The following is an 18,879-nucleotide window of genomic DNA, read 5'->3' on the forward strand; positions in this document are numbered from 1 at the left end:
AGCCGTTCTATGAGACATTTCTGTTTCAAATTCCGTCGTTTTTGTCCCATAGACCGTGAATCCGGTACATCTATGGGACATTTTAGCTTATTTTCCCACAAAATTTGTCCCATAGAGCCGTTCTATGAGACATTTCTGTTTCAAATTCCGTCGTTTTTGTCCCATAGACCATCATGTAGCGCTAGGCTCACCACAGAGTTTTTCGTTGTAGACCGTAAATCGGCCACATATAAAAAGAATTTTTCCCTTCTATTTCGGAAATCTTGTAAAACATGGTAAAATAGTAGATAGTTTTGCAAAATGCATTGCGAAATACGATTGTATTTGCTTCTATAGGATCATTTTTTTCTGAAAAATGTGGAGGTGAAATCATGTCCAGAATTTCAAAAGAACAAGTAAAGCATGTGGCTGATTTAGCCAGATTGTCATTCAGTGAGGAAGAAATCGAAAAGTTCACGACTCAATTGGACGCCATTATCGGTTTTGCCGAACAGTTGAACGAACTTGATACAACCAATGTAGAACCAACATCCCACGTTCTTGATATTAAAAATGTATTGCGTGAAGATGTGGCTGTTCCCGGTTTACCAAGGGAAGAAGTTTTAAAAAATGCACCAGACCATAAAGATGGACTTTTCCGTGTACCATCTATTCTTGAGTAAGGAGGGATATCCATGTCACTATTTGACCATAAAATGAAAGATTTACATGAGCTTTTACAAAAAAAGGAAGTTTCCGTTTCGGACTTAGTTGATGAGTCATTTAAAAGAATTTCGGAAGTGGAAGGTAAAGTCCAAGCCTTTTTAACCTTAGATGAAGAAAATGCTCGGAATAAAGCAAAACAGTTAGATGAAAAACTTGCTGGCGGCGATTCAACCGGTATTTTATTTGGCATGCCGATCGGAATTAAGGACAATATCGTGACAAAAGGTGTTCGTACCACTTGTGCGAGCAAAATTCTCGAAAACTTTGACCCGATTTACGATGCAACGGTTATGCAAAAATTACATAATGCCGAAACAGTCATGATTGGAAAATTGAATATGGATGAATTTGCCATGGGTGGATCGACCGAAACTTCCCACTATCAAAGAACATTCAATCCTTGGAATTTAGACTATGTTCCGGGTGGGTCTTCCGGTGGTTCGGCTGCTGCGGTTGCTGCCGGAGAAGTTCCATTCACATTAGGTTCTGACACCGGTGGATCGATTCGTCAGCCGGCTGCTTATTGTGGTGTCGTTGGCCTAAAACCTACATACGGTCGCGTTTCCCGATTTGGATTGGTTGCTTTTGCGTCTTCCCTAGATCAAATCGGACCAATCACGAGGAATGTTGAAGATAATGCGTATTTACTTCAAGCGATTTCCGGTGTTGATCCATATGACTCGACCTCCGCCAATCTTCCGGTTCCAAACTATGTAGAACAACTGACCGGAGATGTAAAGGGATTACGGATTGCCGTCCCTAAAGAATATTTGGGGGAAGGTGTCCAAGAATCCGTCCGCAACGCCATTTTAGAAGCACTGAAAGTTTTAGAAAAATTAGGTGCGACATGGGAAGAAGTGTCCCTTCCGCATTCGAAATATGGCGTCGCAACCTATTATTTACTTGCTTCTTCTGAGGCGTCATCCAACTTGGCTCGTTTTGACGGGATTCGTTACGGTTACCGGGCACAAGGAGCTGAAAACTTAATTGATTTATACAAAAAGACCCGTTCTGAAGGATTTGGTGATGAAGTTAAACGCCGGATTATGCTTGGAACGTTTGCCCTAAGTTCCGGTTATTATGATGCCTATTATAAAAAAGCGCAGCAAGTACGGACATTAATCAAGCAAGATTTTGAAAAAGTGTTTGAAGAATATGATGTGATTGTTGGACCGACAGCACCAACACCGGCATTTAAAATTGGCGCCCAAATTGATGACCCGTTAACGATGTATGCGAATGATCTTTTAACGATACCTGTTAATTTGGCAGGCGTACCGGGGATTTCCGTTCCATGCGGTTTTGACAACGGACTTCCAATGGGTTTACAAATCATCGGTAAACATTTTGATGAAGCGACTGTTTATCGTGTTGCACATGCATTTGAACAAGCTACTGACTATCATAAACAAAAACCACAACTGTAAGGGGTGAAAAGGATGAATTTCGAAGCTGTTATCGGTTTAGAAGTGCATGTTGAGTTAAAAACCCAATCGAAAGTTTTCTCGCCTGCACCGGCCCATTTTGGCGCAGAACCAAATACAAATACGAATGTGATTGACTTAGGTTATCCCGGCGTACTGCCAGTATTAAATAAAGAAGCGGTTAACTATGCAATGAAAGCGGCAATGGCTCTTAATTGCCAGATCGCAACCGAAACAAAATTTGACCGAAAAAACTATTTTTATCCGGACAATCCGAAAGCCTATCAAATTTCCCAATATGACAAACCAATCGGTGAACATGGCTGGATTGAAATTGAAGTCGACGGGAAGAAGAAAAAAATTGGAATTACTCGTCTTCATTTAGAGGAAGATGCCGGAAAATTATTCCACGGAAACGATGGTTATTCATTAGTCGATTTTAACCGTCAAGGAACGCCGCTCATTGAAATTGTGTCTGAGCCGGATATCCGTACACCGGAAGAAGCATATGCTTATTTGGAAAAATTGAAATCGATTATCCAATACACTGGCGTTTCTGATGTTCGCATGGAAGAAGGCTCCTTACGCTGTGACGCCAATGTTTCTATCCGCCCAATCGGACAAGAGGAGTTTGGAACGAAAACCGAATTGAAAAACTTAAACTCGTTCAACTTTGTTCGAAAAGGTCTTGAATACGAAATTAAGCGGCAAGAAAAAGTTCTTTTATCCGGCGGGGTCGTCCGACAAGAAACGCGCCGTTACGATGAGGCAACCGGTGAAACGATTTTGATGCGGGTAAAAGAAGGTTCTGAAGATTATCGTTACTTCCCGGAACCGGATCTTGTTGATTTATATATTGATGAGGAATGGAAAGAACGCGTTCGGCGGGAGATTCCGGAACTTCCGGATGCACGAAAAAAACGTTATGTGGAGGAACTTGGTCTTCCAGCATATGACGCAATGGTCTTGACATTAACGAAAGAAATGTCGGATTTCTTTGAAGCAACAGTTGCAGCCGGGGCAGGCGCAAAACAAGCCTCCAACTGGCTCATGGGTGAAGTTAGTGCTTATTTGAACGCTGAACAAAAAGAACTTCACGATATTGCTTTAACACCGGAAAGTTTAGCTGGTATGATCAAATTGATTGAAAAAGGCACTTTATCATCTAAATTAGCGAAAAAAGTATTTAAAGAGCTCGTCGAAAAAGGCGGCGATCCGGAAAAAATCGTGAAAGAAAAAGGACTCGTCCAAATTTCTGATGAAGCAACATTGTTGAAATTCGTCACCGAGGCTTTGGATGCCAACCCACAATCTATTGAGGACTATAAAAACGGGAAAGACCGGGCAATTGGCTTCCTTGTTGGTCAAATCATGAAGGCAACGAAAGGACAAGCCAACCCGCAGCTATTGAACAAGATTTTACTAGAAGAAATTAAAAAACGATAATATGAGATGAGGGAACCGTTTCGTTAGGCGGTTCCTTTTTTCAGAAAAAAGTACAGGTAAAAATTCAAGCTCTTGAGGGCAAATTTAGCGGCGGTAGCTGGAAAAGTGTCCGCGAGATTGGCTTCCGAGGTCAAATTTAGCTGGGGGAAGATGGAAAAGTATCCCGAGCCCAGTTCTTGGGACCGAATCAGCCCAAAAAGAATAATAGCGTTTATGTACATTCTGTCACAAGCCAAAAAACTATATTAAAATAAAATATATTTGCTCATAAAATCACAAATCAATAGAATGTAAATTCCATCTCAAAAACTTTATAATTATAAGTACATTCAATATTTACGGTGAGGTGGTTATGTGGCAACACTTATCCAGTGGTATGAAAAAGGAATGACTTATCGACAGTATATTGATCAAATGACTGTCAATAAAGAAGAAATGCTTTCCATATACGAACGGTTTCAACTAAGTCCAGGGAACGTCGAAACTTTAAAAAATTTAAAAGGAAAGAACTTAAGAGCAATTGTAATAACCGAGGATTGGTGCGGTGATGCCATGCTTAACAATCCAATATTCATGAAGATTGCTGAAACCGCTGGAGTGGAAGTTCGGTTTCTTCTCCGTGATCAAAATCTTGAGCTGATGGATCAATATTTAACGAATGGGACGTCCAGATCAATTCCTATATACATATTTATTGATGAAAAAGGAAATGAATATGCCGTATGGGGACCAAGGGCACCGGAAGTTCAGGAATATGTTGAACGTGAGCGTGCCAAATTACCAAACAAAGAAGCACCGGAATTCTCTGAAAAACAAAAGGAAATGTATAAAGCCATGAAAAAATATTTCCTGGAAGATGAACAAGTATGGAAGCAAGTCGCCACGAGCATAATAGGAAAAATAAAGTGAAACTTCCATCAGCGGGGTTCTCTTCCCACTGATGGTTAGTTGAACCAATCAGGAACTTATCGTCACCCTTTACATTCTTTGATTTCTCTAAAACCATCAGGGGAACAATTTAGTTACGGGATAAAGTGAAACCTCCACTGATGGTTAGTTGAACTAATCGGACGCATGCGGGCCGTTCGTACCACAATTATCCTTTGTAAAACTTGAAAATCTTGAGGTGTAAGGTTGTAGGACTAACTGCCCGTTAAGGTGAAAAATAGTTAATAATACGGATTTTAATTCGAGCATGGTATTATTAGATGATCATTCATGGAAAGGAAGGATAATAAATGGACTATATCACATTAAACAATGGTTTAAAAATGCCACAGTTAGGCTTTGGTGTTTGGCAAGTATCCGACGAACAAGCAACACCTGTTGTAAAAAAAGCGTTGGAAGTTGGCTATCGTTCCATTGATACGGCAATGATTTACGGAAATGAAAAAGGGGTTGGCCGGGCCATAAAGGAAAGCAATGTTCCCCGTGAAGAACTTTTTATTACAACAAAAGTATGGAATGCAGACCACGGGTATGAAAATACATTAAAAGCATTTGATGCAAGCTTGGAACGTCTTGGCCTTGATTATATCGATTTATATCTAATCCATTGGCCGACACCAAAATATGACCAATATGTCGATACATACAAAGCAATGGAAAAAATTTATAAAGACGGGCGTGCCAAAGCAATAGGTGTTTGCAATTTTGATATCGAGCACTTAGAACGCTTGCTTAATGAATGTGAAGTTGTCCCGGTTGTTAATCAAGTGGAACGTCACCCGTATTTCCAACAGAGGGAGCTCCAAGATTTTTGTGAAAAACATCATATTATCCTTGAAGCGTACAGTCCGTTAATGAATGGAAAAGATGTATTAAATGATTCCGTTGTGAAAGAAATTGCGAAAGCCCATGGAAAAACAGCAGCTCAAGTCATTCTTCGCTGGCACTTGCAAACGGGGGTTATCACGATTCCAAAATCGGTCACACCTTCACGTATCGAGGAAAACTTTGATGTATTTGATTTTGAATTAACAGCGGAAGATATGGAAAAAATGACGGCATTGGACAGAAATTTACGAATCGGTGCTGTACCGAGCGAATTCAACAAGAGATAAATAAATGATTAAAAGACAGTTTGCGTGACTGTCCGATTCCAAATAATCACTTATGGTCTTCATACCTGCGATGAAGACCGTTTTTTGTTAGTCGTGAGCCTGACGCATGAAACATTAAATGCATATTAAAGGTATCTATTTCTTAGTTACTCCCACGATGAAGCTGGGATAACATTTTTTCAAATTTTCCCCTTTGTCATTTCTTAAGAATTTATTTTTAGAATCCGATTGTTGGGTTGTCTTTCATTTTCAAGGGGCGTATACTGATAATATTAATATTTATACACCATTTTAAAGTGCCATACTAGGAGGATCTAAATGAGTTATGGTAGTTATCGTGATGCATGGGCTGAAATATCTTTAGATGCCGTTCAACATAATGTAAAAACATTTCTTAAGCATTTAAAACCTGACACGAAATTTTGTGCAGTTGTAAAAGCAGATGGTTATGGTCATGGCGCCATTGAAGTCGCTCAAGCGGCATTAGATGCAGGTGCAGCTTACTTGGCGGTTGCATTTTTAGACGAGGCAATCGAGCTGCGTAACGCCGGTATTACTGCACCAATATTAATACTCGGCTATACACCGAAAGAGGCAGTAAAAGAAGCGATTTTAAATGATATTACCTTAACTGTTTTTACCCGGGATGTTTTGGAGAAGATTTCTCAAGTTGCCGAAGAGTATAAAAAACTTGCCCGCGTTCATATAAAAATTGATACCGGGATGACCCGAATCGGTGTTAATCATAAGGTAGAAGCATTGGAACTTGTTACGTCCATCCATTCTGATTTTGTGGAGTTGGAAGGGATTTTTACTCATTTTGCCGACGCTGATTCGACAGATCTGACTTATACTTACCAACAGTACAAAAAATTTACTGAAGTGATCAATTTATTTGAAGAAAATCAAATTTACATTCCGATCAAGCATTGTTGTAACAGTGCGGCAACCATCGCCTTTCCGGAAATGCATATGGATATGGTTCGTGTCGGTATTAGTCTTTACGGTTTGTATCCGGCAGAACACTTGAAAGAAAAACTTCCTTCATTAAAACAAGTGATGAGCTTAAAAACGAAACCGGTATTTGTAAAAACGGTAGATGCCGGTCAACCGATTAGTTACGGATGTACATTTGCACCTGAACGTAAATCAATCATTGCCACAATTCCGATCGGTTATGCAGACGGTTTTTCCCGGTCACTTTCGAATAAAGGCCATGTGACTGTGAAAGGTGAGAGGGCGCCGATTGTTGGACGGATTTGCATGGATCAGTCAATGATTGATGTAACGGATATTCGAGATGTTCATACGGATGACGTTGTGACGATATTTGGTGACGTGAATGACGGCTTTATTTCTTTGGATGAAGTGGCCGAGCAAATGGGGACGATACACTATGAAACGACTTGCTTGATTGGAAAACGAATTCCAAGGGTATTTATCAAAAACGGTGTTATCCAAGGGGTTAAAAGTCTACTAAATGCAGAAAATCGTTAATTTGGCTAAGTTCAATACAACGACCTGATCATTCAACATTCTTCTAAAAAAAGCATAAATCATACGAGAGGGGCGTCCGGAAAGTCAATTTTTCGACTTTTGGCTGCCCCTTTCATGTTTGAAAAGTTTGATACAATGACTAGATTGCTACTTTTGGACAATCCTTTTTAGATTTTAATAGAAACATATTTCACTTCTAAAAATTCTTCAATCCCGTGGTGGCCACCTTCTCGTCCGATACCGCTTTCTTTAATTCCTCCGAATGGAGCCTGGGCAACAGAGGGAAGTCCGTCATTGATACCGACAATGCCGTATTCCAGTCGCTCGGAAACAGTAATGGCTGTTTGTAAATCTCTCGTAAAAATATAGGCGGCAAGTCCATACGGTGTGTTGTTCGCACGTTCAATCACATCATCCACGTCTTGAAAGGAAATAACCGGGGCGACCGGACCGAATGTTTCCTCTTGCATAATTTTCATATCTTCTGTAACACCGCTGATAATTGTCGGTTGTACAAAATAGCCGTCATGCAATTCAATAACTCGACCGCCGCCATATTCAATTTTACCGCCTTTCAAAAGGGCATCTTCAATATGACTTTCCACTTTTTTAAAAGCGGCCTCATCAATAAGCGGTCCAATCTGCGTTTCCGGATTTAGGCCATCACCAATAACTAATTTCTTTGTCTCTGCACGGAATTTTTCCACAAATTCATCCAAAATTGACTCATGAACATAGATTCTGTTGGCACAGACACAAGTTTGCCCATTATTCCGGAATTTTGAAACCATCACCCCTTCTATTGCCTCATCCAGGTCGGCATCAGGAAAAACAATAAATGGTGCATGCCCGCCTAACTCTAATGACACTTTTTTTACCGTATCTGCAGAACCACGCATTAACAGCTTGCCGACTTCAGTAGAACCGGTAAAAGTCAGTTTTCGAACCCGTGAGTCTTTTAACCAAGCATCACCAATCTCTGCAGCATCCCCGGTGACAAAATTAATGACCCCTTTTGGAATCCCGGCCTTTTCCGCGGCTTCAGCAAGTTTCAAGGCCGTCAACGGTGTTTGTTCCGCAGGTTTGATAACCACCGTACATCCGGCAGCAAGTGCAGGAGCTACTTTTCGCGTAATCATCGCAGCCGGAAAATTCCATGGCGTAATCGCACAGACGACACCGACTGGCTGTTTCAAGACAAGTATCCGCTTATTCACAGCTGAAGCGGGAATCGTTTCACCGTAAATTCTTTTTGCTTCTTCAGCATACCAAGAAACAAAACTTGCCCCATATGTAATCTCGCCCAATGCCTCTTTCATCGGTTTTCCCTGTTCAAGCGTCAATGTTTCGGCTATTTCTGTTTTATTATCCATTATACAATCATACCATCTTCTTAATAAATGACTTCTTTCTTCTGCTGTTTTGCCGGACCATTTTTTAAAAGCATCATAAGCAGCATCAACGGCCAGCTTGGCATCTTCCCATCCACCGTTTGGTACGGTTGCAATCTGCCTGCCATTCGCCGGATTCATGACCGGGAATGTCTCGCCCGAAATCGCCTTGACCCATTCGCCATTAATATACATACGATTTAACAAAACAGTGCGTGTCGACATAATCAAACCTCCTAAAGGGGATAAATAAATTATACTAAATATTAGAAAAATTTAACAGAAAAATGCTCAGAACAATAAAAGAGGGCTTCGGTTTACTTGCCTTGCTCGCATGATTGATATATTATGATTTATAGTTGAAAAATTACTTGTAAATGGATGATGATATATGAAAAGAGCGCGAATTATTTATAATCCAACATCAGGGAGAGAAGTTTTCAAGCGGCATTTACCCGAAGTTTTGGAAAAATTAGAAGTAGCCGGCTATGAAACATCCTGTCATGCAACGACCGGAGCCGGAGATGCAACTAGAGCTGCAAAAATAGCAGTTGACAGAAAATATGACATCGTGATTGCGGCAGGTGGGGACGGAACATTAAATGAAGTTGTCAATGGACTTGCCGAACAAGATTATCGTCCAAAAGTCGGCTTAATTCCGGTCGGGACAACAAATGATTTTGCAAGAGCTCTTCATATTCCACGGGATATTTTGGCAGCTACAGATATAATTATTAAAGGTGACACGATCCCAATTGATATTGGTCGGATGAATAAAAAATATTTTATTAATATTGCCGGTGGGGGTCGATTAACCGAGTTGACCTATGAAGTTCCGAGCAAGTTGAAAACAGTTCTTGGACAATTAGCATATTATTTAAAAGGTATTGAAATGTTACCTTCAATCAAAGCATCGGAAATTAAATTAGAATATGACGGAAAATTATTTGAAGGGGAAGTCATGCTTTTTTTGATTGCATTAACGAACTCAGTTGGTGGATTTGAAAAACTGGCCCCGGATGCTTCTTTAAATGATGGATTTTTTACTTTATTAGTATTGAAAAAGACAAATTTAGCTGAATTTATTCGTGTCGTTACATTAGCTTTGCGCGGCGAACATATTAATGATCCAAATGTCATTTATACAAAAGCAAGTTACATAAAAGTTACAGCACCGCAAGAAGTATTAATTAATCTGGATGGAGAATTAGGCGGTACGGCACCATGTGAATTTCAAAACTTATATCGTCATCTTGAGATCTTTGCTCCGGTTGAAAAACTCCGTCCGGAAGATAAAATGGGTATTTAATGATAAAGCGTAATATAAAAGTTTACATCACAGGTTCTTTTTCCAAGATAAAGTCTGGTTTCCACCGCCGGATTTGCTCTAATGAAGATAGGTGGTTGGAGGAGGGCTACTCGTAAAAGTCCGTTTGGATCAACTAACTATTCAGTGGGGGATACCGATTCCCTCACTGAATAAAGTAATCCTATATTAATCCACAAAGTTCCTGCCTGCTTTTTTGCACTATCATTTGTTCACGAAGATTCCTCATTTATATCCCATATTTTCTCTTTACTTTACCCACTGTATTTTGTTAGCAAAAAATTTCTTCCTATACAGCCCATATTTCTGCCTTTATTTTCCCCCTGTAATTTGTCAACAAAGATTTCCGCCCTTTATATCCCATGTTTTTTGCCAAATCTATTCCTTCCCTATTTTAAGAACTACATGACAGTACGCCCCAAGACCTAGTACAAAATATTTCTAAAGCTCATTATCTAAAAAGTTATTTCTCGGTAAGATGGAATCAAGAAGAAAGGAGGCAATGCACATGAAAAAATTTCTGCTCTTTGTTGGAGGGCTGGCCGCTCTTCTCATACTATTAGCAAACCTTGGCCCAATCGTACTATTAGCTCTTAGTGTTTGGCTTCTGTATATTATTTTTAAAAAATTCATCAGGAGCGATTCTACACCAGGAAAAATTGGCTGGGTGATACTTGGGTTAATTGTCTTTGGAATTGCATTTTCAAACATTTATGCAATCATCGGTGTTGCTGCAGCTTTTGCCCTTTACTATATATATAAAAGTTGGAAAAAAGACGATCACGACCCAGTTATCGGTGTGATGAAGGATGATGACCCGTTTACAAATTTCGAACGTGAATGGGCAGAGCTGAATAAGTAGGGAATATTGAAATAAAGGAAATGTACAAAAAAAGGAGCGATTGGAATGGCAAATATTTTTACACGGATTAAAGATTCGATTGAGGCGGATTTACATGATGTACTAGACAAAAAGGAACAAAAAAATCCTTTGAAAGCATTGAATCAATACTTGCGGCAAGCAGAACAGGAAAAGGAAAGAGTTCATAAGTTAATTGAGCGCCAGTATAAACTAAAAGAAGAATTTACAAAAGAGTATCATAGGGCACAAGATTTTGCGGATAAACGGTTGAAGCAGGCAAAAATTGCTGAAAAAGCCGGAGAAGAAGAAATGTATACCTTCGCAATGAAGGATTATGAAGAATATCAAGCACGTGCGGAACGGATGAAAGCATCACGTCAGGAAGCGATTGAACAATTAGAGAAACTGGAACAAAAGTATGAAGAGATGAAACATCGATTAAAGGATATGCATTTGCGCAGGATGGAATTAATGGGAAGAGAAAACATTGCCCGTGCGAACCATCAAATAAATCGGGTAATGGAAAATGTTTCTGAAAAACCATTCTCTAAGTTTGATGAAATGGAGCGGTATATTGAAGTTCTAGAAAACCAAGTGAATCGTTCCTACTACCGCAGTACATTCGATAGTAAAATTGCAGAGTTGGAAAAGGAATTAAATGAAAAAGAAAACACAAATTAGTTAACAAGGACAAAAACGAGAAATAAACATGATATACTGGTATAGGTGTCACATAGTTGACCCTATACCTTTTACTTAAAATGTTCCGCTGGTCAAATTACGATGAAAGGAGGATGACATGGATGTTCAGACGTTTCCAAACCGATACATTTAACTGGATATTGATCATTGGTGTGATCCTCCTTTTTGCTGAAATTATTTTTTCTTTTGGCAGTACAATTATTCCCACTCTGCTCTTCATTGTTCTTCTGTTTATCGGCTGGAAAAATTTTCATAAATTATGGGGAAAAATTTTATTTTGGTTCTTTTTCCTTTGTACAGTTATTTCTGTCCTAAATATTTGGGCTGTACGTTTCTTTATTGTTGCCGTCCTTGTTCTATTTGTGTTTGAATATGTAAAATCTAAAAAACAAACAGAAACGCTTACTCCTTCCTTACCGGGTAAGATAATAAATCAAGAAGATATGATAAAAATAGAGCCATTATTTGACCATAAACTGTTCGGTAATCAAAAAACGGAAGATAATGCCTATCAATGGCGTGATATCAATATTTATGGTGCTTTTGGCAATCGGATTATTGATTTAAGTAATACCGTTCTGCCCCAGGACACGGCTGTGATCTCGATACGACATATTATAAGGAATCGATCTAGTTTTACTTGGACCACAAGTACGCTAACTCCAATCATTAAAAACATTGTGTGATCCGAAAGGTGTTCCAATAGATGTAATTGATTCATTGAATTATGGAATGATGGATTGAGATAAAGTATTATTTGCTGCCTTAACGTTAATAGAAAACAAAGCATAGTAAGGTTCGGTTGGTGGGTCATTGATTCACCAACCTAATTTTTTGATAGTATAAGAAAGTATAAAAATACAGGTAAATAACTCGGGATTAGTTTTATTGTCTAGCTCCGAGCGCCAGCGACTAGCAAACTTCACTCCCCTCCACTACGATAAGTCAACATCGGCTCGTCCCTCGCCGTGTTTCCTTTATCTCATTGCGGGGCGCTCCAGTTTGTACGTCGCTAAGCGGGCGCTCTGCGCTTTTCTTAAGTCACACCTTATGAAAAGTTTTCCGCAAAATTTGAATAACCCATATTTAGTATGACATGAAATAGTTTTTTTGAGGATAAGACTCTCAAAAATAGGCTATTTGGGTATTTAGTAGGACATAAATTTTCGAGAAAAATGTTGAATTTTATCGAAATTTGTAATAAAGTTAGTTATTGTAAAAAGCAATATAAAAATATAGTAGATAAAGATTTTTGTGTGGCTAGAAGCGTTCCCAACAATAGATTTCCCTATCATGATGCAAACACTCCAAGAGTCCGCAACAATTTTAAACTTCAAAGTAATGTTCAGTATTGAGCATAGCCATGCTAGGACAACGTATTAACTAAAATATTTTCGTTATTCTATTGAAGAATGAAATGAGTGATCAAACGAAAAAATGTAAAGAAAATCGATGCTGTAAAAGTGAATTTTAGTACATTTTCAAAAGTGAGGGCATAAAATTAAGAAAACGAATTCCTTTGACAGCGGAGTGTATGTTTTTCATACGTGAAAAGGGAGTAGCGCCATTTCACCGGAACCTGTAACATTTGTTGTAACTTTTGTGAAGAATGTCGCTTTTTACAGGATGAGTACGATAAAAAATCAAATATTTTAGGGCAAACTATTCGAAAGGATAGGACGCAAAGCCTAGGGTCTAAGGTTGGAAATTCAAAGATTTTCTACTATGATCGCCTGGTTGCCAACGGATGAATCAGTTTTATCTTTACAATGGCTATTCTAGGGTGACCGGGAGTAGTCATTTTTTTTTTACCTATAAGAAAGGATAAATTTTCCAAAAGGATATGAATTCGTTTGTTGCGGGAAATTTTAAGTATTAAGTGTAAGTGTAACAAGGAAAGTTACGCGAAAATACATCAAGCTGAAAAAATTAATTTTTCGGTGAACTATGCGTCACGAGTCACCTTAAGGCTCGGGCGCCCAAGTTTGTTTAAAATATGTGGTAAAGTCGGGGTGCGTAAATGAGTAAGTTAGAAAAGCAGATGTCGTTAAATAAAAATAACTACAATTTTTATCATGTTGTTCAGCCAATTTTTGAACTAAAGCAAAACAAAATTATTGGCTATGAGTTTTTATTGAGATCAGAACAAGTCCATAATCCTGAACGTTTATTTGAAATGGCCAAGTCAACAAAACAGTTAATAAAGCTGGACAAATATTCAATCGAGTCTGTTTTTAGATTTGTTTCTGAGAGAGAATCCGATTTAACGGGATTATTTTTATTCATTAATGTGTTTCCGTCAACCATACTGAGTTCTGGTATGAAAGAATTTTTACAAACAATATTATTAATGACGAATCTTTCTCCACAGCAGATTGTTTTTGAAATAAATGAATCTGAATGTGAAATAAATTTACCGGTATTTAAAAATGCGATCGGTCAATTAAGAAAAAATGGATTTCTGGTGGCACTTGATGATGTAGGAAAAGGATATTCAAATATGAAAACGATTCTTGAAATTAATCCGGATATTGTGAAATTAGATAAGTACTTTTCAGAAGGTTTATCAAGAACACCTAATAAACAGAAAGTATTAAAGTCAATGATTCAGCTGCTTGACTCCAGCGTGATTTTAGAGGGATTGGAAACTGAGGAGGACTTAATGAGTGCCAAAGAAAATGGGGTTACGTACGGACAAGGATATTTTTTAGGAAAACCAGCCTTATTGAATACTTATATAAAAAAGGAAGAAGTAGTTACAAGTGATTAACGAGAATAAATTGCCGAAATTGAAGGAAGAATATCGGTGGAATTTATTAAAGCAGCAGTTTGATCTTGATCCCTCAAATGTAATGTATAAAGAAATTAAGGAATCGTTAAACCGAATATTACATTATGTGTATTCCTATACAGATATTAAGTTTATTGATTTTATTGATGAAAAAGTTTTGTATGGCTATATTAAATACCATATTTCCATTAATTTTAGTATTGTCGATTTTATGCAGGTTCTAAAGGATATAAAAAACTTTATCTTTTTCCTAGAAAATTTAAAAAACAGAAAAGCAATACCAAAAGTTGATTTCTCAACAAGTAATGTTCGTTTATGGCTCAGGTTTTAGGGCAAGGCTGAGGCTACCAGAAAATGATTTGAAAGCGTAAAAAAATAGGAGAACCCTTGTATGTTCTCCTATTCATACCTCAATGCGTCGATTGGGCTTAGCTTGGATGCTTTGTTGGCGGGAAGGATGCCAAAAATAATGCCAATGAACGCAGAAAATCCAACCCCGATGATTATGACAATCGGACTAACCGTTGCCGTAATAGGTGACCATTTTGAAACCATCATAGCTCCGATGATAGCAAGTCCAATACCAACAAGACCGCCAATTGAAGTTAATGTCATTGATTCAATAAGAAACTGTAATAATATTCTGCCGCGTGTCGCACCGATCGCTTTTCTCAGTCCAATTTCCCTCGTTCTTTCCGTCACCGAAACAAGCATAATATTCATAACGCCAATTCCGCCTACTAATAAGGAAATTCCGGCGATACTTCCGATGAAAAGTGTCATCAAGTTAATAACCGTATCTACCTCTTTTTCGTAATCTGAAAAGTCATTGATGTTGTACTGCCCGTCTTCAAGTTTTTTCGCTTTCGTTAATGTTTCGGCAGCAAGTCTTCCTGTTTCAGATATTTTTTCCGGGTCACTGGCGACAACGGCTAACTGCTCAATCTCTCTATTCCCGAACATCATCGAAATCACCGTACGGGGCATGAGCATTTCACCATCTTCACTACGATATTGTTCCGGTATCGGGGACTCATAAACGCCCACAACTTTATAAGGATTCCCGTTTACGTCAACAATTTCACCAATAATATCTGCTTTATTTTTGAAAAATTTTTCCCTGGCTTTCGTGTCAACCATAATCACACGATTCAAACCGTCTGTATCTCTTGAATTTATCGGGCGTCCTTCAACTACTTGAATATTTCTGGCAGTGAAAAACTCGGGTCCGACCCCGGTAATTTGCATTTCCCCTTGCTTGTCTTCGTAAACCATCGGCCCCCAGCCTTGATTGGTGGCAATAACGGCTTTAACACCCGGAACCTTGGATAATACTTCTACATCCTCAGAAGTTAACACAGGCTCCTCCCAACTCATCTCAGCTTCATCTTGCCCTTCGACAGGAATCGGTTCGTACCAAAGATCAACAGCATTTTCTTCTGTAGCAAATAATTCTTCGGTCATTTTTGTTTTTGCACCCTGACCAATGGCAACAATGATAATCACCGCAGCGACCCCGATAATAACCCCGAGCATGGTTAAAATCGAACGTACCTTATGTTTCCAAATGGAGGATAATGCTAATTTAAAACTTTCAACTATACTCATGGCCTTCTCCTCTGGTCATCCGTTATTCTTCCGTCCTTTATGGTAATAACCCTGTTGGTATATGCGGCAACCTCTTCCTCATGGGTAACAATAACGACCGTTTTTCCTTCTTTGTTGAATTGGACGAATAGTTCCATGATTTGCTTACTTGTCTTTGAATCCAGTGCTCCTGTCGGTTCGTCTGCTAATAGAATCGAGGGGTTATTGACAAGTGCCCGTGCAATGGCAACCCGTTGCTTTTGTCCACCCGATAATTCATTTGGTAAATGTTTCATGCGGTCTCCTAAACCTACTTTTTCAAGCATTAGTTTTGCTTGCTCGATTCTTTTCCGCTTCGGAACACCGGCATAGATAAGTGGAGACTCGACATTTTTTAAAACATTCAACCTTGGAAGTAAAAAGAATTGTTGAAAAACAAATCCAATATGTTCATTTCTCAATTTTGCCAGTTTCTTTTCCTTTTCTTGTCCGATTTTTTCACCGTTCAACTCATAACTGCCGGAAGTAGGGTAATCTAAAAAGCCGATAATGTTCATTAAGGTTGATTTTCCTGAGCCGGATGGCCCCATGATGGCAACAAATTCACCATCTTCAATTTGTAAGCTAATGTCATGTAAGACGGGAACTTCAAGTGAACCCTTCCCGTAAACTTTGGTGATTTCACTCAATTTCATCAAAAGCGGTCACCTCCATGCCATCGTGCATACTTTCATCTGGAGACACAACGACGAGCTCATCTTTTGTTACGCCTTCAGTGATTTGGATTAATTCATCATTCATGGCCCCGGTTTTTACCTCACGTCTTTCTAATTTTCCTCCTGAAAGAACGTAACAAACGGATACCTCACCTTCATCCAAAATCGCAGTATGCGGAACAACAGGGAGTTTATCTGCTCCAACAATTTTTACTTCAAGGGATACATGGAAACCTTGTCGAAGTTCTGATGTGTCATCGGTTATGGCAACCTTGAACGGATACATCGTTACATTTCCCCCGCCCGTATTGTCCATTGATTCTCCACTCCCCTCGGCGTTTGGAAATTGCGAAACCGATTCAACAACACCTTTCCATTCACGATCTTTAAACACTTTTGGCCGGACAACTACTTCTTGTCCCGGTTGAATTTTTACTGCATCGAACTCACTCATCGTTCCAATTACTTTATATGGACTATTGGAAATAATATGTACGACAGGTTCAGTGGATCCTGTTTCGGTTTTCGCAATATTTTTATTTACCTTCACAACAATTCCGTCAATTTTACTGACTACGGTTAATTCCTTTTTACGCGTATTGAGCTCATTGATTAAATCTTGTGCGGCTGCGATTTCCGCTTTTGTGTTTTCATATTGAAGTTCCAATTGTGTTTTTTCGCTGGTCAATTGGTTTATGTCTTCTTGCGGTTCAACTGCATCAGGAGCTAACTCTTGATTGTTCGCTGGTTGTTTCTTTTTTGCTTCTTCAATCCGTTTATTTAATGCTGCAATTTGACTTTGTTCCGTATTGGCTCTCTTTTGAATTAACTCTTTTTCACGAACGGCTTTATTGTATTCAGCATCCAGATTAGTAGAGTTATATACAAATAAAGGGTCACCGGCTTTTACTGCTTGATTTTCTTCAACTTTATATTCGCTTATATCACCTTTATCCGGCTCCAAGAATACTTTTTGTTCACTCTCTGGAACAATTTCCCCGGTCACTAATATTGTTTCAACTAATTCTTGTTCTTTCGCTTTTTGAACCATGATACTCATATTTTCACTTTCACTACTTGCCACGTCTGCTTTTTTTCCTTGTGATAAAAAAATAATTACTCCTGCAACTGCTAATACGCCGACAATCGAGATAATCCATATCAAAATCTTTTTTCTTTTCACATGCCATCCTCCCAAACAAGTATTCATTCAATCTCTTAAATGTTTGTGTGTTGTAAAAATTCACTAATTACGCAGAATTTTCTACACACTACGGAGAAATTATAACAAATATTTTACAAAAATACTACAAAATTTTTACGAGTTTTTCGGAGAGTAAGATAACCTTTTTCGATCTGTTGCATTTAATTTTACAATAAGTAACCCCTTTCCAAAATATATTAAATCATAAATATCTATGGAAGATAGTGGTATAATGATATAAAAAGTAATGAATCATTGATTGTGAGGGATTGAAATGAAGCTTGGATTTATTAGCGATACGCATGGTGGTTATGAGGATACACTTCAAGCTCTTGATTTGTTAAAAGGGGCTGAATTGGTTTGTCATGTTGGAGATGTTCTTTATCACGGTCCGCGAAATGATCTTCCGAAAAACTATGATCCTAAACAGTTAACGGAACTTCTTAAAAGTCGGACCGATATCGTTTATGTTCGCGGAAATTGTGATGCCGATGTGGATGAAATGGTTTTGGAGCAAGACCTTTCACAAAAATCGAGAGTCATCGAATTTGATCATTATCGGTTTTATGTTGTTCATGGATATGAGGAAACGGAAGAAGAGCGGCTGCAACGGGCAAAAGAGTTGGGTTGCCAAGTGGTCGTTTCAGGACATACACATGTAAAGGTGCTGGAAAAACGGGACGGAGTGATTGTCCTAAATCCCGGAAGTACAACGATTCCAAAAGATGAGTCGAGGTCTTTTGCGTTTTATGAAAATGGACAAATTGAATTATGGAGTCTTGATAGTCAAACGCCAATAAAGACTTTGAAGTTATAACTATTTAGAGTTTTGCACGTTAGAAAACCAAAGCCCTTCTCGTCGATGGATGAGGAGGGAATTTTATTTTTGGTTGACGAGAGCATTTTTGTCGCAATTTTAAGGTGGGGAAGTCGGATTATTGTCGGCGAGACTTGTTCTCGTCGTCGTTTTTAGGTCAGAAAGTTATGTTTTTGGCGACGAGACCTAATCTCGTCGTCGTTTTTAGGTCAGAAAGTCATGTTTTGGCGACGAGACTTAATCTCGTCACCATTTTGAGCCGGGAAACCCCATTTTTTGGCGACGAGCCGCGTTCTCGTCGTCATTTTGAGCCGAGAAACCCCATTTTTTGGCGGCGAGACCTTTTC

General features: G+C 38.8%; 16 protein-coding genes, 2 pseudogenes and 1 riboswitch. Of the genes and pseudogenes, 14 read left to right on the forward strand and 4 right to left on the reverse strand.

From position 1 onward, the window contains the following. Positions 1–371 precede the first annotated feature (371 nt). The 6 genes from gatC to alr all read left to right on the forward strand — a co-directional run bounded on the left by gatC (position 372) and on the right by alr (position 7,135). Positions 372–662, forward strand: a complete 291-nt coding sequence (gene gatC / locus LIZ98_RS12960; RefSeq protein WP_034767996.1) for an Asp-tRNA(Asn)/Glu-tRNA(Gln) amidotransferase subunit GatC — start codon at positions 372–374, stop codon at positions 660–662. Between the two features lie 12 nt (positions 663–674). After that, on the forward strand, positions 675–2,132 hold the full coding sequence (gene gatA, locus LIZ98_RS12965; protein WP_227139866.1) for an Asp-tRNA(Asn)/Glu-tRNA(Gln) amidotransferase subunit GatA: 1,458 nt from the start codon (positions 675–677) through the stop codon (positions 2,130–2,132). 12 nt (positions 2,133–2,144) lie between these two features. After that, the gene (gene gatB, locus LIZ98_RS12970; protein ID WP_041846992.1) at positions 2,145–3,575 is read left to right on the forward strand and encodes an Asp-tRNA(Asn)/Glu-tRNA(Gln) amidotransferase subunit GatB; all 1,431 of its coding nucleotides are present in this window, start codon (positions 2,145–2,147) and stop codon (positions 3,573–3,575) included. 354 nt (positions 3,576–3,929) lie between these two features. Continuing rightward, positions 3,930–4,484, forward strand: coding sequence for a thioredoxin family protein (locus LIZ98_RS12975; protein WP_309240458.1), 555 nt, complete (start codon positions 3,930–3,932; stop codon positions 4,482–4,484). Positions 4,485–4,813: 329 nt separating this feature from the next. Then, the gene (locus tag LIZ98_RS12980) at positions 4,814–5,638 is read left to right on the forward strand and encodes an aldo/keto reductase (RefSeq protein WP_227139867.1); all 825 of its coding nucleotides are present in this window, start codon (positions 4,814–4,816) and stop codon (positions 5,636–5,638) included. Between the two features lie 318 nt (positions 5,639–5,956). Beyond that, positions 5,957–7,135 carry an alanine racemase gene (gene alr, locus LIZ98_RS12985; RefSeq protein ID WP_227139868.1) on the forward strand — a complete coding sequence of 393 codons (1,179 nt, stop codon included), beginning with the start codon at positions 5,957–5,959 and terminating at the stop codon, positions 7,133–7,135. Positions 7,136–7,302: 167 nt separating this feature from the next. Here the strand turns inward: alr and LIZ98_RS12990 are convergent, their stop codons facing one another. Further along, the gene (locus tag LIZ98_RS12990; RefSeq protein ID WP_304502980.1) at positions 7,303–8,751 is read right to left on the reverse strand and encodes an NAD-dependent succinate-semialdehyde dehydrogenase; all 1,449 of its coding nucleotides are present in this window, start codon (positions 8,749–8,751) and stop codon (positions 7,303–7,305) included. Positions 8,752–8,917: 166 nt separating this feature from the next. Here LIZ98_RS12990 and LIZ98_RS12995 point away from each other — a divergent pair, with 166 nt between their 5' ends. The 7 genes and pseudogenes from LIZ98_RS12995 to LIZ98_RS13020 all read left to right on the forward strand — a co-directional run bounded on the left by LIZ98_RS12995 (position 8,918) and on the right by LIZ98_RS13020 (position 14,539). Further along, positions 8,918–9,835, forward strand: a complete 918-nt coding sequence (locus tag LIZ98_RS12995; RefSeq protein ID WP_034768033.1) for a diacylglycerol kinase — start codon at positions 8,918–8,920, stop codon at positions 9,833–9,835. Positions 9,836–10,361: 526 nt separating this feature from the next. After that, a complete protein-coding gene (locus tag LIZ98_RS13000; RefSeq protein WP_227139869.1) occupies positions 10,362–10,715 on the forward strand; it encodes a lmo0954 family membrane protein in 354 nt (117 codons plus the stop codon). 45 nt (positions 10,716–10,760) lie between these two features. Further along, the gene (locus LIZ98_RS13005) at positions 10,761–11,396 is read left to right on the forward strand and encodes a PspA/IM30 family protein (RefSeq protein ID WP_041846995.1); all 636 of its coding nucleotides are present in this window, start codon (positions 10,761–10,763) and stop codon (positions 11,394–11,396) included. Between the two features lie 464 nt (positions 11,397–11,860). After that, positions 11,861–12,025 (forward strand): annotated as a pseudogene (locus tag LIZ98_RS18195) (LiaF domain-containing protein); the annotation flags it as partial. 19 nt (positions 12,026–12,044) lie between these two features. Beyond that, positions 12,045–12,161, forward strand: a pseudogene (locus LIZ98_RS18200) (PTS sugar transporter subunit IIB); the annotation flags it as partial. A 902-nt stretch (positions 12,162–13,063) separates the two neighbouring features. Beyond that, a riboswitch (cyclic di-GMP riboswitch) is annotated at positions 13,064–13,162 on the forward strand. A gap of 275 nt (positions 13,163–13,437) precedes the next feature. After that, the gene (locus LIZ98_RS13015) at positions 13,438–14,187 is read left to right on the forward strand and encodes an EAL domain-containing protein (RefSeq protein WP_052514638.1); all 750 of its coding nucleotides are present in this window, start codon (positions 13,438–13,440) and stop codon (positions 14,185–14,187) included. Continuing rightward, positions 14,180–14,539 (forward strand): hypothetical protein, encoded by a 360-nt coding sequence (locus LIZ98_RS13020; RefSeq protein ID WP_227139871.1) that lies wholly within the window; start codon positions 14,180–14,182, stop codon positions 14,537–14,539. Before LIZ98_RS13015 ends, LIZ98_RS13020 begins: the two co-directional genes overlap by 8 nt. 68 nt (positions 14,540–14,607) lie before the next feature. Here LIZ98_RS13020 and LIZ98_RS13025 read toward each other — a convergent pair whose 3' ends face one another. From LIZ98_RS13025 to LIZ98_RS13035, 3 genes are read right to left on the reverse strand one after another with little or no spacing between them, the layout of a single operon-like run. Beyond that, positions 14,608–15,816: an ABC transporter permease gene (locus LIZ98_RS13025; protein WP_227139872.1), complete on the reverse strand. Its 1,209-nt coding sequence runs from the start codon at positions 15,814–15,816 to the stop codon at positions 14,608–14,610. Then, positions 15,813–16,493 carry an ABC transporter ATP-binding protein gene (locus tag LIZ98_RS13030; protein WP_304502981.1) on the reverse strand — a complete coding sequence of 227 codons (681 nt, stop codon included), beginning with the start codon at positions 16,491–16,493 and terminating at the stop codon, positions 15,813–15,815. The genes LIZ98_RS13025 and LIZ98_RS13030 overlap by 4 nt, the downstream gene beginning before the upstream one ends. Next, positions 16,477–17,694: an efflux RND transporter periplasmic adaptor subunit gene (locus LIZ98_RS13035; RefSeq protein ID WP_227139873.1), complete on the reverse strand. Its 1,218-nt coding sequence runs from the start codon at positions 17,692–17,694 to the stop codon at positions 16,477–16,479. Before LIZ98_RS13035 ends, LIZ98_RS13030 begins: the two co-directional genes overlap by 17 nt. A 295-nt stretch (positions 17,695–17,989) precedes the next feature. Between LIZ98_RS13035 and yfcE the strand changes: the two genes are divergently transcribed. Next, positions 17,990–18,532, forward strand: a complete 543-nt coding sequence (yfcE, locus tag LIZ98_RS13040) for a phosphodiesterase (RefSeq protein WP_227091871.1) — start codon at positions 17,990–17,992, stop codon at positions 18,530–18,532. Positions 18,533–18,879: the final 347 nt, after the last annotated feature.

The sequence above is a fragment of the Caldibacillus sp. 210928-DFI.2.18 genome (assembly GCF_020554505.1).
Lineage (GTDB): Bacteria > Bacillota > Bacilli > Bacillales > Caldibacillaceae > Caldifermentibacillus > Caldifermentibacillus hisashii.

Bases quoted from the DNA above. Each gene is read 5' to 3' on its own strand.
- gatC (WP_034767996.1), top strand. From the start codon at position 372: ATGTCCAGAATTTCAAAAGAACAAGTAAAGCATGTGGCTGATTTAGCC.
- gatA (WP_227139866.1), top strand. From the start codon at position 675: ATGTCACTATTTGACCATAAAATGAAAGATTTACATGAGCTTTTACAA.
- gatB (WP_041846992.1), top strand. From the start codon at position 2,145: ATGAATTTCGAAGCTGTTATCGGTTTAGAAGTGCATGTTGAGTTAAAA.
- LIZ98_RS12980 (WP_227139867.1), top strand. From the start codon at position 4,814: ATGGACTATATCACATTAAACAATGGTTTAAAAATGCCACAGTTAGGC.
- alr (WP_227139868.1), top strand. From the start codon at position 5,957: ATGAGTTATGGTAGTTATCGTGATGCATGGGCTGAAATATCTTTAGAT.
- LIZ98_RS12990 (WP_304502980.1), bottom strand. From the start codon at position 8,751: ATGTCGACACGCACTGTTTTGTTAAATCGTATGTATATTAATGGCGAA.
- LIZ98_RS12995 (WP_034768033.1), top strand. From the start codon at position 8,918: ATGAAAAGAGCGCGAATTATTTATAATCCAACATCAGGGAGAGAAGTT.
- LIZ98_RS13000 (WP_227139869.1), top strand. From the start codon at position 10,362: ATGAAAAAATTTCTGCTCTTTGTTGGAGGGCTGGCCGCTCTTCTCATA.
- LIZ98_RS13005 (WP_041846995.1), top strand. From the start codon at position 10,761: ATGGCAAATATTTTTACACGGATTAAAGATTCGATTGAGGCGGATTTA.
- LIZ98_RS13015 (WP_052514638.1), top strand. From the start codon at position 13,438: ATGAGTAAGTTAGAAAAGCAGATGTCGTTAAATAAAAATAACTACAAT.
- LIZ98_RS13025 (WP_227139872.1), bottom strand. From the start codon at position 15,816: ATGAGTATAGTTGAAAGTTTTAAATTAGCATTATCCTCCATTTGGAAA.
- yfcE (WP_227091871.1), top strand. From the start codon at position 17,990: ATGAAGCTTGGATTTATTAGCGATACGCATGGTGGTTATGAGGATACA.